The sequence below is a fragment of the Streptomyces sp. Ru62 genome, assembly GCF_002920615.1.
Classification (GTDB): domain Bacteria; phylum Actinomycetota; class Actinomycetes; order Streptomycetales; family Streptomycetaceae; genus Streptomyces.
The window spans coordinates 99,207-117,297 of record NZ_PQSU01000024.1 but is presented as its reverse complement, the minus strand read 5'-3'; the positions used below and the strand labels follow the sequence as shown (position 1 = coordinate 117,297).

General features: G+C 73.5%; 16 protein-coding genes and 1 pseudogene. 12 read left to right on the top strand and 5 right to left on the bottom strand.

From position 1 onward, the window contains the following. Positions 1–40: 40 nt before the first annotated feature. On the bottom strand, positions 41–814 hold the full coding sequence (locus tag C3492_RS29700; RefSeq protein ID WP_103815713.1) for an MHYT domain-containing protein: 774 nt from the start codon (positions 812–814) through the stop codon (positions 41–43). Positions 815–966: 152 nt separating this feature from the next. Here C3492_RS29700 and C3492_RS29695 point away from each other — a divergent pair, with 152 nt between their 5' ends. After that, entirely contained in the window at positions 967–1,566 is a 600-nt protein-coding gene (locus C3492_RS29695; protein WP_103815760.1) for a class I SAM-dependent methyltransferase, read from the top strand. 61 nt (positions 1,567–1,627) lie between these two features. On the opposite strand, the gene C3492_RS29690 is transcribed toward C3492_RS29695, so the two are convergent. Then, a complete protein-coding gene (locus tag C3492_RS29690) occupies positions 1,628–2,383 on the bottom strand; it encodes an alpha/beta fold hydrolase (RefSeq protein ID WP_103815712.1) in 756 nt (251 codons plus the stop codon). 104 nt (positions 2,384–2,487) lie between these two features. Between C3492_RS29690 and C3492_RS29685 the strand changes: the two genes are divergently transcribed. Next, entirely contained in the window at positions 2,488–3,021 is a 534-nt protein-coding gene (locus tag C3492_RS29685; protein WP_103815711.1) for a PadR family transcriptional regulator, read from the top strand. On the opposite strand, the gene C3492_RS29680 is transcribed toward C3492_RS29685, so the two are convergent. Further along, complete coding sequence (locus C3492_RS29680; protein WP_103815710.1) at positions 2,998–3,903, bottom strand: oxygenase MpaB family protein; 906 nt, start codon at positions 3,901–3,903, stop codon at positions 2,998–3,000. The genes C3492_RS29685 and C3492_RS29680 overlap by 24 nt on opposite strands. Before the next feature lie 96 nt (positions 3,904–3,999). Here C3492_RS29680 and C3492_RS29675 point away from each other — a divergent pair, with 96 nt between their 5' ends. After that, entirely contained in the window at positions 4,000–4,296 is a 297-nt protein-coding gene (locus tag C3492_RS29675; protein ID WP_103815759.1) for a hypothetical protein, read from the top strand. A gap of 143 nt (positions 4,297–4,439) precedes the next feature. Next, on the top strand, positions 4,440–5,279 hold the full coding sequence (locus C3492_RS29670; protein WP_103815709.1) for a hypothetical protein: 840 nt from the start codon (positions 4,440–4,442) through the stop codon (positions 5,277–5,279). Positions 5,280–5,413: 134 nt separating this feature from the next. Here C3492_RS29670 and C3492_RS29665 read toward each other — a convergent pair whose 3' ends face one another. Continuing rightward, on the bottom strand, positions 5,414–5,596 hold the full coding sequence (locus C3492_RS29665; protein WP_014671229.1) for a hypothetical protein: 183 nt from the start codon (positions 5,594–5,596) through the stop codon (positions 5,414–5,416). Positions 5,597–5,963: 367 nt separating this feature from the next. Between C3492_RS29665 and C3492_RS29660 the strand changes: the two genes are divergently transcribed. From C3492_RS29660 to C3492_RS29650, 3 genes are all read left to right on the top strand, one after another. Continuing rightward, complete coding sequence (locus C3492_RS29660) at positions 5,964–8,834, top strand: DEAD/DEAH box helicase (protein WP_181140611.1); 2,871 nt, start codon at positions 5,964–5,966, stop codon at positions 8,832–8,834. Then, positions 8,831–10,114: an SWF or SNF family helicase gene (locus C3492_RS29655; protein ID WP_103815708.1), complete on the top strand. Its 1,284-nt coding sequence runs from the start codon at positions 8,831–8,833 to the stop codon at positions 10,112–10,114. The genes C3492_RS29660 and C3492_RS29655 overlap by 4 nt, the downstream gene beginning before the upstream one ends. A gap of 128 nt (positions 10,115–10,242) precedes the next feature. After that, the gene (locus C3492_RS29650) at positions 10,243–11,583 is read left to right on the top strand and encodes an esterase-like activity of phytase family protein (protein ID WP_103815707.1); all 1,341 of its coding nucleotides are present in this window, start codon (positions 10,243–10,245) and stop codon (positions 11,581–11,583) included. 61 nt (positions 11,584–11,644) lie between these two features. On the opposite strand, the gene xylA is transcribed toward C3492_RS29650, so the two are convergent. Then, complete coding sequence (gene xylA / locus C3492_RS29645) at positions 11,645–12,811, bottom strand: xylose isomerase (protein WP_103815706.1); 1,167 nt, start codon at positions 12,809–12,811, stop codon at positions 11,645–11,647. 158 nt (positions 12,812–12,969) lie between these two features. Here xylA and xylB point away from each other — a divergent pair, with 158 nt between their 5' ends. The 5 genes and pseudogenes from xylB (at position 12,970) to C3492_RS29625 (ending at position 18,072) form a co-directional block, all read left to right on the top strand. Beyond that, the gene (xylB, locus tag C3492_RS29640; RefSeq protein WP_103815705.1) at positions 12,970–14,415 is read left to right on the top strand and encodes a xylulokinase; all 1,446 of its coding nucleotides are present in this window, start codon (positions 12,970–12,972) and stop codon (positions 14,413–14,415) included. 52 nt (positions 14,416–14,467) lie between these two features. Continuing rightward, positions 14,468–15,676, top strand: a complete 1,209-nt coding sequence (locus tag C3492_RS29635) for an ROK family transcriptional regulator (RefSeq protein WP_103815704.1) — start codon at positions 14,468–14,470, stop codon at positions 15,674–15,676. 115 nt (positions 15,677–15,791) lie between these two features. Then, positions 15,792–15,848: pseudogene (locus C3492_RS46130) on the top strand (hypothetical protein); the annotation flags it as partial. A gap of 71 nt (positions 15,849–15,919) precedes the next feature. Then, complete coding sequence (locus C3492_RS29630; RefSeq protein WP_258055966.1) at positions 15,920–16,210, top strand: hypothetical protein; 291 nt, start codon at positions 15,920–15,922, stop codon at positions 16,208–16,210. Between the two features lie 377 nt (positions 16,211–16,587). Beyond that, positions 16,588–18,072 (top strand): APC family permease, encoded by a 1,485-nt coding sequence (locus C3492_RS29625; protein WP_103815703.1) that lies wholly within the window; start codon positions 16,588–16,590, stop codon positions 18,070–18,072. Positions 18,073–18,091: the final 19 nt, after the last annotated feature.

Sequence of the window (18,091 nt, the reverse complement as noted above, 5' to 3'; positions counted from 1 at the left end):
TCGCTCGGGACGTGGTCGGTGCGCTCGGGCGGGGGTCCCGCTAGCGGGCGACGCTTTCGAGGGGCCGCTGGGCGGAGGCGGACGCCTCGCGCTCGTCGGCCGTGGGCGAGAGGGCGACGAAGGCCGATGTGATGAACAGGTAGGACCCGAGGCCGACGGCGAGGGGGAAGATGAACTGCATCGCCGTGGCCCCGGGCAGCGCGTCGCCGGAAGGGTCCACGCGCACGCTCACCGCGAACATCCCGGTGTAGTGCATGCTGCTGACGGCCGCTCCCATGACGAGGGAGGCGACGGTGACCGCGAGGGGTGACTTGATGTTGAGTCCGGCCCACAGTGCCGCGGTGGCAGCGACCACGGCGATCAGTACCGACAGTCCGACGAGGACCGGGTCGTACGTGACGTCGCCGTGCAGCCGGACGGCCGCCATGCCCAGGTAGTGCATGCTGGCGACGCCCAGCCCGGTGGTGAGACCGCCGAGGAGGAGCGCGCGGTTGCGGTCGCGGCTGTAGCCGACGGCGAAGACGCCGGCCCAGACGACGACCATGGCGACGAGAAGGCTGAGGATGGTCAGCGGCACGTCGTAGCGGATGTCGCTGCCGCTGACGCGGAAGCCGAGCATGGCCACGAAGTGCATGGTCCAGATGCCCGTCCCGATCGAAGAGGCGGCGGTGACGAGCCAGTTCCGGCGCGCCCGGCCGGTGGCGGCGAGCGCGCGGACGGTGCAGCGTAGTCCGAGTGCGGCGCCTATGCAGGCCATCACGTACGACAGTGCGGGGGTCAGCCAGCCGAAGGCGGCGTGGTCCAGGTGTCCCATGGCCCCGGGACGCTAGCGGGCGCAAGGGCGCACAAAGGGGGCGCATTTCGAAAGGTGCCGGAATATGACGCACAGTTGTGCCGGAACGATCGCGTCCCGCTCGAACATGCGCACAAGGACTTCCCTCGTGACGGTGAGGAATCATGCGGAACATGAACGACGACCACACACATGTCCAGGATTTCTTCACCGCCCGCGCCGCCGACTGGGACAGCCGGTTCCCGGACGACGGCCCGGCCTACGCGGCGGCCGTGGCCGACCTCGGGCTGCGGGAGGGGGACCGCGTACTGGACGCGGGCTGCGGCACAGGGCGGGCCCTGCCGCCCCTGCGGGCCGCCGTGGGCCCCTCCGGGGTGGTGGTGGGCGCGGATCTGACCCCGGCGATGCTCCAGGCCGCCGTACGCGCGGGCAGGCACCGCGACGGACGGCTGATGCTCGCCGACGTCGCCGCGCTGCCGCTGCGCTCGGGCTGTCTGGACGCCGTGTTCGCCGCGGGCCTGATCGCCCACCTGCCCCGTCCGGTGGACAACCTGCGAGAACTGGCCCGTGGGGTCCGGCCGGGCGGCACGCTCGCGCTCTTCCATCCCATCGGTCGCGCGGCCCTGGCGGCACGTCAGGGGCGCCGGATCAGCCCCGACGACCTGCGGGCCGAGACCAACCTCCGGCCGCTCCTCGCACGTTCGGGCTGGCGGATGACGTCGTACACCGACGAGGACGCCCGCTTCCTGGCGCTCGCGGTGCGGGCGGACTGAGCCCCGGGCGAGTCGGCCCTCCGGCCCGCCAGGGTGCGCGAAGGCCGAGGGCCGAGGTCGGTCAGCCCGTACCGGTGACGGCTGCCACGAAGGCGTCGGGGTTGTCGAACATGACGTTGTGCCCGGCGTCCGGCACCGTCACCACGCGCACCCCGGCGGCCTCCAGGCGCTCCCGGCCCGCGAGTTCACCGCTGTGCTCACCCTGGAGGAAGACGCGGTCGACGGGCAGCCCTTCGAGGAGCGTCCGCATCACGGGGTCGGAGCCGTTGCACAGGCCGACGGCACTGCGGTGCAGCGCGCGCGGGTCGGCCAGCCGCATGGTCGCCGCCCACAGCGGGCCGACCGCCTCCAGCACGCGCGCGTACCCCCCTTCGACGAACTCGTCCTCCCTGTAGGCGGCGATTCCGCTGCTGCCGGCGGTCGGCGGTGGAAAGGCGTCCAGGTTGGCCTCCGTCAGCACCAGCCGGGAGACCAGGTCGGGCCGCCGGTGGGCGAGGACGACGGCTACGGCACCGCCCATGCTGTGCGCGATCAGTTCGGCGCCTGCGGCCCCGGCCGCGTCCAGGGCGGCGGCCACCGCGTCGGCGTGGTCCTCCAGCGTGTACCCGAAGTCCTGGGGGCGGTCGCTCGTGCCGTGGCCCGGCAGGTCGACGAACAGGCTGCGGCGCCCCGCGAGTTCGGGGCGCGCCGCGATGTGCGCGTGGTACACGGCGGACATCGCTCCGAGTCCGTGCAGATACACCCGGGCGGGCTCCGCCCCGGGCACCTCGGTCCACCGGATCCGGCTTCCCCTGCTGTCGAACGTGGCCTGCTGCACCGTGCCCCTCCCCGTGTTCGCCGCACCCGACAATACATCGGTGTCGATGTATCTCGTCAAGGCGGTATCGGCTCAGCGATGTATCCCTGCGGGAGAATGCGGCCATGCTCGAACTCGCCATCCTCGGATTCCTGTACGGCGCCCCCCTGCACGGGTACGTCCTGCGCCGCCACATCGCGGCGCTCACCGGCCATGTGCGGCCCGTCGCCGAGAGCACGCTGTACCCGGCGATCAAACGCCTGGAGAAGGCCGGTCTGCTGGTGCGGGCCACCGAGCCCGGCGCCGTGGCCGCGCCGCGCCATGTGCTCAGACTGACCGAGGAGGGCGCGCGGGAGTTGAAGCGCCGGCTCGCCGAGCCGGCCCAGCGTGAGATCACCGACGAGAACCACTGGTTCACGCTGCTCGCGTTCCTGCGGCACCTGGAGGACCCCGCCGCGCAGGCGGCCGTGCTGCGGCGCCGGCTGGCCTTCCTGGAGGAGCCGGCGAGCTTCTTCTACGACGGCGACCGGCCGCTGCGCGCCGAGGAGCTGGACGACCCGTTCCGGCGCGGGGTTCTCACCATCGCGCGCGCCACGAGCCGGGCCGAACTGGCCTGGCTGCGTGACACTCTGGCGTCACTCGACGGGCCCGGCCGCTGAGCTGTCCTGGTGCCGTACCGGGCAACCGCGCAGACCGGGGACCGGTCGCGTGCCCAGGTCGGCGACGCGATAGCCGTTCGGGTAGCCCTTGACCTCCCAGTTCTGGCGCGCGAAGTGCGGGCTGCGGCGCGGCGGCAGCAGCCGGACCAACCGGCCGCGGGTCCGTACGGCACGGCGCACCAGCGCGGAGGTGGCGGCGCCGGGTCGCGGGTAGCGGAACGCGCGCAGCAGGGGCTCGTCGAGCAGCGCGAGCGTGGCCGTGCGCAGCAGCGGTGCCAGGGGACGCGGATACCAGGACGTCATCAGGTCGAGCGTGGCGTCGGAGACCCGGCGGGCCTCCTCGTCCCAGCCGAAGTGGGCCTCTTCGTAGGAGTCGAGAAGGACCTCGAACTCCTCGTAGGTCCGGGGAATGTCCGGGATGCCCATGTGCCGCCCGAGGGTGCGGTAGTACTCGGTGGTGGCGACGATCTCGTGCCGGGACAGCCGCCGCCAGCCGTAGGCGTCGATCCAGCGCCGGGGCATCACCACGAAGGTGCTCAGCACGTACCGCATGTCGTCGTCGCTGATGTCGTAGCTGCGGTGCATCTGGTTGATGCGGCGGATCGCGGTGCGTCCCTCCTGGGCCGCGAAGCCGTGTTCCACGATGGTGTCCAGGAGCAGCACGGTGTCGTCGTACCGCTTCTGCGTGCGCTCGGTCAGCTCCGCCGTCCGCGCGAGCAGCCGCCCGATGCCGGGCACCGCGTAGGTGCGGTACAGAGCGAGTTCGAGAGCGCGGGCGTAGTCCCAGGGGAACTCGTACGCGACGCTGATGCGGTAGATCTCCAGCGCGTCCGCCACCGGGTCCAGCCGGCGGATCTCCGCGAGCCGCTCGAACCGCTTCACCCCGTCGACCCCCTTCTGCCGCCGAATCTCCAACTCTACGTTGTGAAGCAGCAGATGGGCGATCGTACTGACCCCGTTCAGGGAAGGGTGGTCCGTGTGTTCGACAGGATCCGCAGATACGCCGGCCGGCTCGGCACCACCACGCAGGGGCGGCCGGAAGGCGGCCGGGAGAGGCGCGCACACAACTTGTTCGAAGCAGCGGCCGTCTATGTCGCGGCCCGCGCGGAGGACGACCAGGACCGGATCGAGGAAGCGGCGGCGTGGGTGTCCCCGGAGGCCCTGTCCTTCGGGGTGAGCGAGCTGGCCTGCCGGGCGGTCGTCGCGCTGGCCCGGGAACGCGACGAGACCCCCGCCGCGGTGGCCCGCGACCTCCTCGGGCTGCCCGCGGCCTGAACGGAACTTCCTTCTCCACATGTGGCCGTTTCGCCCCTGTCCAGGCGGAAACCTGCAGCTCCGCGTGGTGCGCGGAGTCGTGACAAGCGGCTTCCGCTCGCACTAGGGTGCGCGCCGATGGACGAACCACTGGGGAGGCAGGGATGGCCGGGACGGACGATGAGCCCGTCGCCGCCGCGGACGATGCGCTGTACGTGCTGACGGCGGTACTGCTCACGCCGGCACAGTTCCCGAGCGTGCTGGGCGACGACTACCCGGAGGCGTGTGCGGCGCTGGACCTCGCGCCGCGCGCCGACGGGTACGGCCTGGTGCTGGGCCAGGACGGGCACGGCGCTCGCTGGACGGTCGTGATCGACGACGTCTCGCTGGTCGCCGTGGCGATCGCCTCCTGGGACTGCGGCATGGAGTACGAGCTGTCGCCGGACGAGCGCGCGGTCGTGACCGCCCTGCCGGGATGGCCCCTGGCCGTCGCCGTCGCGGCACCCGGCGTGCCCGCTCCCCACGACCCGCCCGCCGAGGAGGCCGGGCGGCCGGCGCTGTGCCCGCCGGACACCGGCTCCTGGGGGCCCGCGCAGCGCCGGCTGGGTGCCGACGAGATAGCGCTGCAGTGGGCCGCCTGGCGGGAGCAGATCAACGACGCCGACTTCCCCGTGCCCGGTGAGCAGGCGCAGGCCGTGGAGTCCCCGCAGGACGGCGAGGGCGCCAGGGCCGGCGGCCACACCGGTGTCCGCCGGGTGCTCGCGGAAGCGCGCGCCTACGTCGACTCCCCGCCGCCGCTCGGCCGCGTGCGCTCGTCGTTCGCACCCGGCGAGGCCCGTACGCTGCGTGCCGACGGCCCCGGCTGGTCGATCGTTGCCCGCACCGACGACATCGCGTTCGTCCTGCTCGACGAGGAGCCCGGCGAAGTACTGCCGGTGGGGCGGGGACCCGAGCTGCCCGGTCTGCTGGAGGCGCTCGACAAGATGGCCGTACGACCCCTGTGAGCCGGGGCGGCCGGACGAGACGTCCCGGTCGCACCCCGGGCAGCCCGCGCCGCGTCTGGGTGACGCGGCTCCCCATGGCCCGGCCGGCCCGTCCGGGCAGCTCGGCGAGTGGCGCCTTGCCGTGCGCCGGTGCCTCAGCGGCCGAGCTCCTTGCGGGCGACCCTGCGCAGCCTGCGCCGCTGTGAGGGGTCCAGGGCGAGATAGGCGGCCGCTGGAACACCCACGACGATCAGGAACGCCACCCACCAAGGCAGCCATATGAGCAGGATCAGCCCGACCGCCACGCCCCCTGCGGCGATCTTCGCGTTCATGGACATGAGCGTCGCCTCCTTCGCGGCCACTGCCGCTCTCTGATCTGAGAACGGCCCCCCGCTCCCCGCGGTTCCACACCCCGCCCCTGAGACATCCCTGAGCCGCACCCCCTAGTGGTCCCGGACGCGGGCCGGAGGGCTGTTGGCGGTGTGCGGGATGCGGCGGGGCACTGGTGGTTGGCGGGCCGCGGTGAGGCTGCTGCGCGGGCGGGGCGGGGTCCGGCTGTCGCGCGGGGGTGACGAACACACGGGGCCCTCGAACACATTGTGGAGTGACCCACGTCATGGCATCGGCAGGACGAGAACGCCCCGAACGTCCTGTACCCTCGGCGACTCCCGTCGAGTAGTCAAATTTGAGGAGTGCGGCAGAGCTGTGCAGACCATCCCCACGGCATCACCCTCCGACCTGGCCGAACTGACCCAATGCAACGTGGTGTTCCTGCCGTCCGATCCCCCGCGCGCGGGCCGCATCGGCTTCTGGCGATCGGACGGCGGGGCTCCGCCCGCGCACACGGAGGGCTCTCCGGCAGATCTGGACCTCGTACTGCCCTCGGCCGACGGTGGCGTCGAACGCGTCCCGCTGCCCGTTCTCCTGCTCCCCGTCCGCACCGCCCTTCCAGTGCTCGCACGCGCGCGTGAACTGCCGTGGGAACACCGGGCCGCCGCGTTCTGGCGAAACGCGTACGAACTGGCCCTCGGCTTCGTGGCACGCGGTCTGCTCCTGCCGGGCCTGTCCGCCGGTGATCACGACGCCTGGCGCGTGGGACCACTGTCCGCGCGCGATGCGGAACTGGTCCGCGAACTCGCCGCCGCCATGCCCCCGGAGGCGCACGCCGTGCCGCTCACGGCGGACGGGCCACCGCTGTTGCCCGACCCGGAGCGGCTGCTGCGCGCCTTCCTGGACACGACCGCCGACGTGCTGCCGCGCTCTCCCGCCGCCCCGCTGGCGACCGGCGGCCCCGCGTACACGGCGCTGGAGCCGCGGCACCTGCCCGGGCTGCGGGCGTGGGCCGACGACATCGCCGCCGGCCATGACGCGGGGGTGCGGCTGTCGCTCCGCGTGGAGGCGTCCGGTCTCGACGCCTCCACCTGCCAGGACGGGGCTCCGGTCCGCTTCCGTGCGGTCCTCCAGGTGCACGGCCGGAGCGGACCGGCGGACGTCATGGATGCCGCCGGACTGTGGACCGGTGCGGACACAGGGTCCGCCGCGTTCGCTCCACGCGCGCGTGGAGCGAACGCGTTGCTGGCGCTGCGCCGGGCGGCCCGGGCCTGGCCGCCGCTGACACCGTTGCTCTCCGCCGCCGTGCCGGACGCCGTGGACCTCGCCGACGACGAGATCGCCGAACTCCTGGGCGAGGGCGCGCGGGCGCTGGCCGCCGTAGGGGTGGACGTGCACTGGCCCCGGCACCTGGCACGCGGTCTCACCGCGCACGCGGCCATCGGCCCGCCGCACGACGGCACCGCGTCGTCCGCAACCGCCACCGTTCCGTCGTTCCTCAGCGCGGACGAGAGGGTCACCTTCAGCTGGTGGTTCGACCTGGGCGGGCGGGAGTTGTCCCGCGAGGAGCTGGACCGGCTGGCGGAGGCCAAGCGTCCCCTGGTGCGGCTGCGCGACGGCTGGGTGCTGGTCGATCCGCGGGAGGCGGAGCGGGCCCGGACCGAGCGGGACCGTTCCGTCGCTCCCGTCGAGGCGCTGGCCGCGGCTCTGACGGGCTCGACGGAGGTCGACGGCCGGCGGGTCGACGTACGGCCCACGGGGTGGCTGGAGGGGCTGCGGGAGCGGCTGACGGCGCAGGACCCGGCCCTCACCGTCGGACAGCCGCCGGGCCTGGCCGCGACCCTGCGGGACTACCAGCTGCGCGGCCTCGACTGGCTGGCCCGCACGACATCGCTCGGGCTGGGCTGCTGCCTGGCCGACGACATGGGGCTCGGCAAGACGATCACGCTGATCGCGCTGCACCTGCACCGGCAGACGGATCCGGCGGCGGCCGGCCCCACCCTCGTGGTCTGCCCGGCCTCGCTGCTGGGCAACTGGCAGCGCGAGATCGAGCGGTTCGCTCCCGGGGTGCCGGTGCGCCGGTTCCACGGCCCCGGACGCGATCTGGCGTCCTTGGCAGACGGCGAGTTCGTCCTGACCACGTACGGCACACTGCGGCTGGACGGCGTCCGGCTCGCCGGGGTCCCGTGGGGAATGGTCGTGGCCGACGAGGCGCAGCATGTGAAGAACCCTTACTCCGCGACCGCGCGGGCGCTGCGCACGGTCGGTGCACGCGCGCGTGTGGCGCTCACCGGAACTCCGGTGGAGAACAACCTCACGGAACTGTGGGCGATCCTCGACTGGACGACACCCGGCCTGCTCGGCGGCCTGGGCAGCTTCCGCGCCCGCTACGCACAGCCCGTCGAGGGCGGCCGGGACCCCGCGGCCGCACAACGGCTCGCCCGGCTCGTCGGACCGTTCCTGCTGCGGCGGCGCAAATCCGATCCCGGCATCGCCCCCGAGCTTCCGCCGAAGACCGAGACGGACCATCCGGTGGCACTCACGGCTGAACAGGCGGGGCTGTACGAGGCGTTGGTGCGCGAGACCCTGGACCGCATCGCGGCCGTCGACGACATGACCCGCCGGGGCCTGATCATGCGGCTGCTGACCGGCCTGAAACAGATCTGCAATCATCCGGCGCAGTTCCTCAAGGAGGACGATCCGCGGCTCGCGGGACGCTCGGGGAAGCTGGAGCTGCTGGACGAACTGCTCGGCACCGTCCTCGCCGCGGACTCGGGCGTGCTCGTCTTCACGCAGTACGTGCGCATGGCCCGGCTGCTCGAACGGCACCTGGCGGCCCGCGGGGTGTCCTCGCTGCTTCTGCACGGCGGGACGCCGGTCGCCGCCCGTGAGGACCTGGTACGGCGCTTCCAGGCGGGCGAGGCCCCGGTGTTCCTGCTGTCCCTCAAGGCCGCCGGGACGGGCCTGAACCTCACCCGGGCCGAGCACGTCGTGCACTACGACCGCTGGTGGAATCCGGCGGTGGAGGCGCAGGCCACCGACCGGGCGTACCGCATCGGACAGACCCGTCCGGTGCAGGTGCACCGGCTGATCGCCGAGGGGACCCTGGAGGACCGCATCGCGGAGATGCTGGGCCGCAAACGGGAGCTGGCCGACGCCGTGCTCGGCTTCGGTGAGGCCGCCCTGACGGAACTGTCGGACGAGGAACTGACCGCACTGGTGGAACTGCGCGGGGAGGCGCGATGAGCCGCTACGACGACGAGCACGGCCGTGACGTGGGGCGCACGTTCGCCGCGCTGCCGCCCCCGCGCGGGCGCGCCTTCGCCCAGAGCTGGTGGGGCCGGGCCTGGCTGCGGGCCCTTGAGGACGCCGCCCTGGAAGCCGCGGCGGTCAAGGCAGGGCGCCGGCTCGCGCGCGCGGGCGGCGTGGGCGCGGTGACCGTACGGCCGGGCCGGGTCACCGCCGTCGTACGTGACCCCGGAGGTGCGGCCCACCGGGCCGACGTCCTGCTGCCGCGCCTGTCCGACGGGGAGTGGGCACGGTTCGAGGATCTCGCCGTGCGGCAGGCCGGCCACATGGCCGCACTGCTCGACCGGGAGCTTTCGCCGCACCTGGTCGAGGACGCGGCGGTGGCGGGGATCGAACTCCTGCCGGGCCTCGGCGATCTGGATCCCGAGTGCGGCTGCGGTGCCTGGGACCACTGCGGGCACACCGTCGCCCTGTGTCACCAGGTGGCGCGGCTGCTGGACGAGGATCCGTTTCTTCTCCTGCTGATGCGTGGCCGGGACGAGGACGCCTTCCTGGCGGAGCTGCACGTCCGCGGCACCGCGGAGCCGTCCGGGGCGACGCCCCCGGCCACGGGGGTGGACGCGGCCGAGGCGTGGGCGGCCGCCGAGATCCTGCCGCCGCTGCCCGAGCTGCCAGGGCTCCCTCCGGCGCCTGGGGCGCCACCGTCCTTCGCCACCGGGTCGCCGGCCGCGCCGGGAGTGGACCCCGCGGCGCTGGAGCACCTGGCCGGTCGCACCGCCGTGGAGGCGTACCGGCTGCTGGCGGCGGCGCTGCGTGGTGAGACGCGGGCCGGCTCGGACCTGACGGCCGCTCAGGACGCCGTACGCCTGGCGTGTGGTCCGGCACCCTCAACTGTCACCGACCGGCTGGCCACCGGGTCGGGGCGTGGACGCGACGGGCTCATGACAGCCGTCCGCGCCTGGCGCACCGGTGGCGCGGCGGCACTGGCGGTGCTCGACGAGGACCGGGACGTGGAGGGTGTGGCGCTCGCACGCGCGCGTGCGGCTCTGGAAGCGGCCTGGGAGGCGGACGAGCGGCCGGTGTTCCACAGGAGCGGCAACCGGTGGACCGTCCGGGAGGAGGGTGTTCAGCTGCGGCTCGGGAACGAGGGACACTGGTGGCCGTATCGCGACGAGCGAGGACGCTGGGTTCCGGCGGGCGGGGCCGATCCCGACCCCGCGACGGCACTGGCCTCCGCGCGACTGGAGGGGGAAGTTCACGCCCCGGAAGGGCTTTGACAGGCGGTCGTCACGGGGCGGCGCGATCCGACGAGCGGCGGACGCCGGCCGTTCACCGCGCGGTCGCGCGGCGTTCCTCCGGGGGCCCAATGGTGTCGGCAGCCCATGACCTTGCTCCAGGAGGCCCGATGTCCCCGCATGCCGCCGGCCTGCGCCGCGTCCACCGTACCGTCGCCACAGGTCTGCCCCTGGCCCTGGCCGCCGTCCTCGTCGCGGCGGGAACGGCGGCCGCGGCGCCGTCCGGGGACGCCCGCGTGATCCGCACGGCGACCCTCGGCGAGATCCCGCTCGGTGCGTTCAGCAACGCGCTGCTGCCCGGCGGCGTGGCCGACGACCACGGGATCAAGCTCGGCGGCATCGGCAGCGACATCTATCCGGCCGGCCGCGAGGGTGAGTACTGGACGGTGACCGACCGCGGTCCCAACGGTCAGATCAAGGTGGACGGCAAGAAGCGCCGCACCTTCCCGGTGCCGGGATTCGATCCCGCGATCGTGAAGATCAGGGTCTCCGGTGACACGGTCAAGGTGATCCACGCGATACCGCTGACCACCTCCTCCGGGAAGGCCGTCACCGGACTGCCCGACCAGAGGAGCCGGGACGAGGCGCCGTACACCTACGACGCGCGGACGCCGCTCTCCTACGACCCGAACGGCCTCGACACCGAGGGCATCGTTCGGGCCGGTGACGGCAGTTTCTGGCTCGTGGACGAGTACGGCCCGTCCCTCGTGCACGTCTCCGCGCGCGGGAGGGTCCTCGCGCGCTACGTGCCCGAGGGGCTCGGTCTGACGGGCGCGGACTACCCGGTGGTGGAGGCACTGCCCTCGATCCTGCTGCACCGCAAGATCAACCGCGGGTTCGAGGGACTGGCGCAGCTTCCCGGCGGTGACCTGGTGATGGCCCTGCAGAGTCCGCTGTCGCTGCCGGACGCGGACGCCGGGGACGCCTCGCGCACCACCCGCCTGCTGCGCTTCTCTCCCCGCGAGAAGGCCGTCACGGCCGAGTACGCCTACCGCTTCGACCCGGTGGACGTGGTGGACCCGGGCGAGGACGACACCTCCGAGCTGAAGATCTCCTCGGTGGTCGCGGTCGGCGGTGACCGGCTGCTGGTCGAGGAGCGCACGGACAAGGCCGCCCGGCTCCAGCTGGTCAGCCTCGGGCGCACGTCGGACATCCTGGGCGGTCCCTGGGACGACGACACCACGGCCCCTTCGCTGGAGCAGTTGGACGATCCCGCGGCGCAGGGCGTGCCGGTGCTGGCCAAGCGGCTGGTGGTCGACCTGGGCAAGGTCGCGGGGGTGCCCGGGAAGATCGAGGGCATCGCGCGCGTGGATCACGACACGCTCGCGCTCATCAACGACAACGACTTCGGGATGACCGACGGGACCGGTGCGTTCGACGCCCAGGGCCGCCTGGTCGACAGCGGGATCAGGACGACCGTGACGTACGTCCGGCTGCCCAAGCACCGCTGACGCCGACCTCGCGGCCGGGGGCCGGGGTGAGCCGCTGTGGCTCGCCCCGGCCCTCCTGCGTTCAGCCCCGCGCTCCCAGCAGGTGGTCCATCGCCAGCTGGTCGAGGCGTTCGAACGCCATGCCGCGCGCGGCGGCCGCCTCCACGTCGAAGTCCTCGAAGGACGCGCGGTCGGCGAGCAGTGCCTGCAGGCCGTCGGCCGCGGTCGGCTGGGCCAGCTCGTCCAGACGCGAGGCGCGCAGTGCCTCCTGCACCTCCGGGTCGGCGCGGAAGGCGGCCGCGCGCTCCTTCAGGATGAGGTAGTTGCGCATGCAGCCCGCCGCCGAGGCCCACACGCCGTCGAGGTCCTCGGTCCGCGGCGGCTTGAAGTCGAAGTGGCGGGGTCCTTCGTAACCGGCGCTCTCCAGGAGGTCGACCAGCCAGAAGGCGGACCGCAGGTCGCCCGCGCCGAATCGCAGGTCCTGGTCGTACTTGATGCCGGACTGGCCGTTGAGGTCGATGTGGAAGAGCTTCCCGGCCCACAGGGCCTGCGCGATGCCGTGCGGGAAGTTCAGGCCGGCCATCTGCTCGTGGCCGACCTCGGGGTTGACGCCGTAGAGCTCGGGGCGCTCCAGGCGCTCGATGAAGGCCAGCGCGTGCCCGACGGTGGGCAGCAGGATGTCGCCGCGGGGCTCGTTCGGCTTGGGCTCGATGGCGAAGCGGAGGTCGTAGCCCTGCGAGGTGACGTACTCGCCGAGGAGGTCGAAGGCCTCCTTCATGCGGTCCAGGGCGGATCGCACGTCCTTGGCGGCACCGGACTCGGCGCCCTCGCGGCCGCCCCAGGCGACGTACGTCTTCGCGCCCAGCTCGACCGCAAGGTCGATGTTGCGGATCGTCTTGCGGAGGGCGTAGCGGCGCACGTCGCGGTCGTTGGCGGTGAACGCGCCGTCCTTGAAGACGGGGTGCGTGAAGAGGTTCGTGGTGGCCATCGGGACGGTCATGCCGGTGGCGTCCAGGGCCTGGCGGAAGCGCTTGACGTGGGACTCGCGCTCGGTGTCCGACGAACCGAAGGGGATCAGGTCGTCGTCGTGGAAGGTCACTCCGTAGGCGCCGAGTTCCGCCAGGCGCTGCACCGTCTCGACCGGGTCGAGGGCGCGGCGGGTGGCGTCGCCGAACGGGTCCCTTCCCTGCCAGCCGACGGTCCAGAGTCCGAACGTGAACCTGTCCTCGGGGGTGGGCTGGTAGCTCATGCCGCGGCTCCTTGCTGCGTTGCGACTATTTCGTCATGGCGGTTTACAAATTAGTATGCCGACGCACCTCTGGGAAGAGACAAGATGTCTTCGACAGCAAGGTGTCTTCGAAACCACACACCGCACGTCCCGCGGAGCCGCGGAAGAGGGAGAGCCGGATGTCAGCAGCCGAGGGTCCGCTCGTCGTCGGAGTGGACACGTCCACCCAGTCCACGAAGGCACTGGTCGTCGACGCGGCCACCGGTCAGGTGGTGGCGAGCGGCCAGGCACCGCACACGGTGTCGTCCGGCGCCGGCCGGGAGAGCGATCCGCGCCAGTGGTGGGACGCGCTGTGCGAGGCGCTGCGCCAGTGCGGTGACGCCGCGCACGAGGCGGCGGCGGTGTCGATCGGCGGCCAGCAGCACGGCCTGGTCACCCTGGACGAACGCGGCGAGCCGGTGCGTCCGGCGCTGCTGTGGAACGACGTCCGCTCGGCGCCGCAGGCCGGTCGCCTGGTGGAGGAGCTGGGCGGACCGAAGGCCTGGGCGGAGCGGACCGGCAGCGTGCCCGGGGCGTCCTTCACGGTCACCAAGTGGGCGTGGCTCGCCGAGCACGAGCCGGAGGCGGTCCGCGCGACCCGGGCGGTACGGCTCCCGCACGACTACCTCACCGAGCGCCTGACCGGGCAGGGCACGACCGACCGCGGCGACGCCTCCGGCACCGGCTGGTGGGCGTCCGGGACCGAGGCGTACGACGAGGAGACCCTCGCGCACGTCGGCCTGGACCCGGCGCTGCTGCCCCGGGTGGTACGGCCCGGCGAAGTGGCGGGCACCGTGCGCGACAGCCACGACCTGCCGTTCTCGAAGGGCACGCTGGTGGCCCCGGGCACCGGCGACAACGCGGCGGCGGCCCTGGGTCTGGGCCTGCGGCCCGGCACACCGGTGCTGAGCCTCGGGACGTCCGGAACGGTGTACGCCGTCTCCCGGCGCCGTCCCACCGATCCGACCGGGACGGTGGCGGGCTTCGCGGACGCGCGCGGGGACTGGCTCCCCCTGGCCTGCACCCTGAACTGCACCCTCGCGGTGGACCGTGTCGCGGCCCTGCTGGGCCTGGACCGTGAGGCGGTGGAATCCGGCGGCTCCGCGACCCTGCTGCCGTACCTGGACGGCGAGCGCACCCCGAACCTGCCGCACGCCTCCGGAGTGCTGCACGGTCTGCGGCACGACACCACCGCCGGTCAGCTGTTGCAGGCGGCGTACGACGGCGCGGTGCACGCGCTGCTCGGGGCGCTCGACCTGGTCCTCGACGAGGACGCGGACCGCGACACCCCGCTGCTCCTGATCGGCGGCGGGGCCCGCGGGACGGCCTGGCAGCAGACCGTGCGCCGGCTCTCGGGGCGGCCCGTCCAGGTCCCGGAGGCCAGGGAACTGGTCGCCCTGGGTGCGGCGGCACAGGCGGCCGGACTGCTGACCGGCGAGGATCCCGCGGCGGTCGCCCGCCGCTGGAACACGGCCGCGGGCCCCGTCCTGGAGCCCGTGGAACAGGACCGGACGACGCTGGAGCGGATCACCGGGGTACTCTCCGACGCGGCCCCGCTGCTGGAGCGGGGGACGGACACCGAGTGACCGGAGCCGCCCGCGACCAGCCGGGCGGCAGACACCAAGGATTGACGGAGGCATGACCGCACCGCTGCACGAGGCGCGCCCACCGGGCGCCGGGCGCGCCCTGCCGGACACCCAGCAGGGCATGCGCCGGCGCAACCTCGCCCGGGTGCTGCACGCCGTGAGCGCCGAGGGCTCGCTGTCCCGGGCGGCGGTCGCCTCCCGGATCGGACTGACGCGGGCCGCGGTGTCGACCCTGGTGGACGAGCTGATCCGCTGGGGTCTGCTGGAGGAACTGGGCCCCGAGCGGCCGGGGCGGGTGGGCCGGCCCGGGTCGGCGCTCGCGGTGAGCGGCCGGGGGCCCGCGGGGATCGGGGCCGAGATCGGCGTCGACCACCTCGCGGTGTGCGCGGTCGACCTGCGCGGCGAGGTCCGCGCGCGGGCGGTACGGCGCGGCGCCAACCGGGGCCGGGCGCCGGGACCGGTGATCGAGGAGCTGACAGCGCTGATCCACCAGGTCGTCGCGGAGGCGGAACGCGCGGAACTCTGGCCCGCCGGGCTCGCGGTCGCCGTGCCCGGCCTGGTGTCCAGGGACGGGCGGACGGTCGTACGAGCCCCGAACCTCGACTGGCACGACATCGACCTGGGCCCCCTGCTGCCCGTCCACGGGCCGCTGACCGTGGACAACGAGGCCAACTTCGGCGCGCTGGCCGAGCTGTGGCTCGGTGCCGGTACGCCGGGCGACTTCCTGCACGTGTCGGCCGAGATCGGCATCGGCGCGGCGGTCGTGGTGGACGGCCGGCTGCTGCGCGGCACCCGGGGCTTCGCCGGGGAGCTGGGCCACGTGCCCGTACGGCCGGACGGTCCCGCCTGTCCGTGCGGCAGCCGGGGGTGCCTGGAGCAGTACGCGGGTGAGGAAGCGGTCCTGCGCGCGGCCGGACTGCAGCCGCGGGACGATCGGGTGGGCCTGCTCGCCGAGCGCGCCGAGGCGGGCGACGAGAGGGTGCGGGCCGCGCTGCGGGACGCCGGTACGGCCCTCGGCATCGCCCTGACCGGAGCGGTGAACCTGCTGGACCCCGAGACGGTGGTCCTGGGCGGCGCCCTGGCCGAGCTGTCGCCCTGGCTGCTGCCGTCGCTGGACACGGAGCTGACGGGCCGTACGGCCGGCCCGGCCTGCCCGGTGACGGTCTCCCCGCTGGGCCCGCAAGGCCCCCTGCTGGGTGCCGCGCACTCGGTCGTCCGAGCGGTACTGGACGATCCGGCGGTGGTGGCGGAACGATCCTGACGCGGCTCTGCGCGTGCCGGGGTCCACGGCTGCGGTGGGTCGGGGGACGGACTGGGTGCCACGTCAGGAATGGATCAGGTCTCAGCCGCGGGCGCTGCTCGCCCCGTGCGTCCTCATGCTGGACGAGCAGGGGCGCGTCCTGCTGCTGCGCTACGGTGCGAGGCGGCCCGACGCCGGGCGGTGGTGGCTGCCCGGCGGGATGCTGGACCACGGTGAGGATCCCTGGGCGGCGCGCGCAGGGAGATGCGCGAGAAGACCGGCATCGACATCGGGCAGGGGCCGGCGCTGGTCGGTGTCGACCACCGGGCGGACGTGCTCGGGACCGGGCCGGTTCTCGACTGCTTCTTCCTCGGTGGCACGCTGTCCGCCGACACCCCGGTGCGGCTGAGCGCGGAGCACGATCGGCACGGGATGTTCTCGCTCGACGAACTGCACGGGTTGCCGCTGGCCGCCAGGCGGTCCACGCTGACGGCGCTGCACGGGGCGGCGCGCGGCGGGGGTGTGGCGTATCTGCGGGAGGGTGTGGCGCCGTAGGGAGACCGGTGGTCAGCCTCCAGGACCGCCCGTGGGACGCCGGCCGTCGGGCCGCGGCACGGAATCCGCCTCCGCGAGCGACCGTGACGGACCGGGCGCCGTGCCTTCAACATCATCCGGGCGACTGGCTTCCAGCGCCGGCCGTGGTGTGCCGTCCGTACCCGCACACGCCAGGGGTCACCCGATCGAGTGAGCGAGTTGTCCACAAGCCGTGACTCGTCCACGGAACCGTGGCACACCCTTCTGCCCAACCCGCCCGAGTCGTACCGTGATTCACGCGGGGCGCAGCCGACGGATCGTCACCGACCGGTGGGCGCCTGCGGATTGAGGAGCGCACAGGCGGCGGTGGCAGCGGACCGACACGTATCGGGGGACACATGGACGGGGAGACGAAGGGGACGCTGCGGCGCGACGCCATCGGATTGCGCGAGGTCCTGTTCCAGAGCATCACGGCGATGGCGCCTGCCGCCGCGGTGGCGGCGTCGATTCCGTCGGGCGCGGCTTTCGCGGGCGGGAGCCTCCCGCTGGCGGTGCTCGTGGCCCTGGTGGCCTGTCTGTTCACCGCCTCCTGCGTGGCCGAGCTGGCGCGGGAGCTGCCCGCGGCGGGCTCGGTGGCGACGTACGCGGCAAGGGGCCTGCACCCGGCCGTCGGCTTCCTGGTCGGGTGGGCGTACGTCTTCGTGGAGATGCTGGTGCCGCCCCTGCTGCTCCTCCAGCTGGGTTTCACGGCGGCGGGCACGCTGCACGCGGAGTGGTCGGCGTACCCGGCGGACCTGTGGTGGCCGTGGGCGCTGGCGGGCGCCGGGGTGATCGCCGTCTCCGGCTACCTCGGCGTCCGCGCCTCCGCCCGCTTCGGCACCGTCCTCGGCGTCTTCGAGATCCTCGTCCTCCTCGTGTTCGCCGTGCTGCTCATCGGCAAGGCGGGCAGCGCCAACACCCTGTCGGTGTTCGGTACGTCCCACACCGCCGACGGATACGCGGGAGCCGCCGGGGTGTTCGCCGGGTCCGTGTACACGGTGCTGGCCTTCGCCGGGTTCGAGGCGGCTGCTCCACTCGCCGAGGAGACCCGCGATCCGCGGCGGACCATGCACCGCGCGGTCCTCGGAGCGGCCGTGGGCATCGGCCTGTTCTACGTCCTCACGACGTATGCGATGACCGTCTACTTCGGCCCCGACCGCTTCGCGGAGTTCGGTGCCTCGGGCGAGGCGTCCTGGGAGGGCGTCGCCCGGGCCTCCTTCGGTCTCTTCTGGGTGCTGGTGTTCCTCGCGGTGGTCAACTCCACGATCGCGAACGCCAACGCGAGCGCGAACGTCTCGACCCGCACGGCCTTCGCCCTCGCCCGCGTCCGCGTCCTGCCCGGCCTGCTCGCCACGCTCCATCCCCGGCACCGCTCCCCCGTGGCCGGCATCGCCCTGCAGACCGTCGTGGCGGTCGCAGCGGTGCTGGGGCTCGGCTTCGCCTACGCCCCGGTGACCGCGTTCCTCCTGCTCGCCACGGTGATCGTCACGGTCGTCGTCGGCGTCTACATCGTCGTGAACCTCTCCTGCGCCGGTCACTTCCTGCGCTCCGGCCGGGCCGCCTTCAAACCGGTACGGCACCTGCTGTTCCCGGTGCTGGGCATCGCCGCGTTCGTCCCCGCCCTGCTGACGGCCGCCGGCCTCCCGGTGTTCGACTTCGTGACGGAGCTGACGGCACCGGTGTCCTACGCCGGTCCGGTCGTCGGCGCGTGGATGGCCCTGGGCGTGGTCGTGCTGCTCGTGCTCGTACGACGGCACCCCGAGCGCATAGCCGAGACCGCGCGCGTGCACCTCGACGCGTACGACCCCGGCGCCGGCCGCACGGACGGATCCGTGCCGAGCTGATCACCCCGCACGTGGCGCC

What these genes read in the sequence shown, in the direction of transcription:
- C3492_RS29650 (WP_103815707.1), top strand. Translation starts at nt 10,243, where the DNA reads ATGTCCCCGCATGCCGCCGGCCTGCGCCGCGTCCACCGTACCGTCGCC.
- C3492_RS29635 (WP_103815704.1), top strand. Translation starts at nt 14,468, where the DNA reads ATGACCGCACCGCTGCACGAGGCGCGCCCACCGGGCGCCGGGCGCGCC.
- C3492_RS29695 (WP_103815760.1), top strand. Translation starts at nt 967, where the DNA reads ATGAACGACGACCACACACATGTCCAGGATTTCTTCACCGCCCGCGCC.
- xylA (WP_103815706.1), bottom strand. Translation starts at nt 12,811, where the DNA reads ATGAGCTACCAGCCCACCCCCGAGGACAGGTTCACGTTCGGACTCTGG.
- C3492_RS29665 (WP_014671229.1), bottom strand. Translation starts at nt 5,596, where the DNA reads ATGTCCATGAACGCGAAGATCGCCGCAGGGGGCGTGGCGGTCGGGCTG.
- C3492_RS29685 (WP_103815711.1), top strand. Translation starts at nt 2,488, where the DNA reads ATGCTCGAACTCGCCATCCTCGGATTCCTGTACGGCGCCCCCCTGCAC.
- C3492_RS29655 (WP_103815708.1), top strand. Translation starts at nt 8,831, where the DNA reads ATGAGCCGCTACGACGACGAGCACGGCCGTGACGTGGGGCGCACGTTC.
- xylB (WP_103815705.1), top strand. Translation starts at nt 12,970, where the DNA reads ATGTCAGCAGCCGAGGGTCCGCTCGTCGTCGGAGTGGACACGTCCACC.
- C3492_RS29630 (WP_258055966.1), top strand. Translation starts at nt 15,920, where the DNA reads ATGCGCGAGAAGACCGGCATCGACATCGGGCAGGGGCCGGCGCTGGTC.
- C3492_RS29625 (WP_103815703.1), top strand. Translation starts at nt 16,588, where the DNA reads ATGGACGGGGAGACGAAGGGGACGCTGCGGCGCGACGCCATCGGATTG.
- C3492_RS29670 (WP_103815709.1), top strand. Translation starts at nt 4,440, where the DNA reads ATGGCCGGGACGGACGATGAGCCCGTCGCCGCCGCGGACGATGCGCTG.
- C3492_RS29700 (WP_103815713.1), bottom strand. Translation starts at nt 814, where the DNA reads ATGGGACACCTGGACCACGCCGCCTTCGGCTGGCTGACCCCCGCACTG.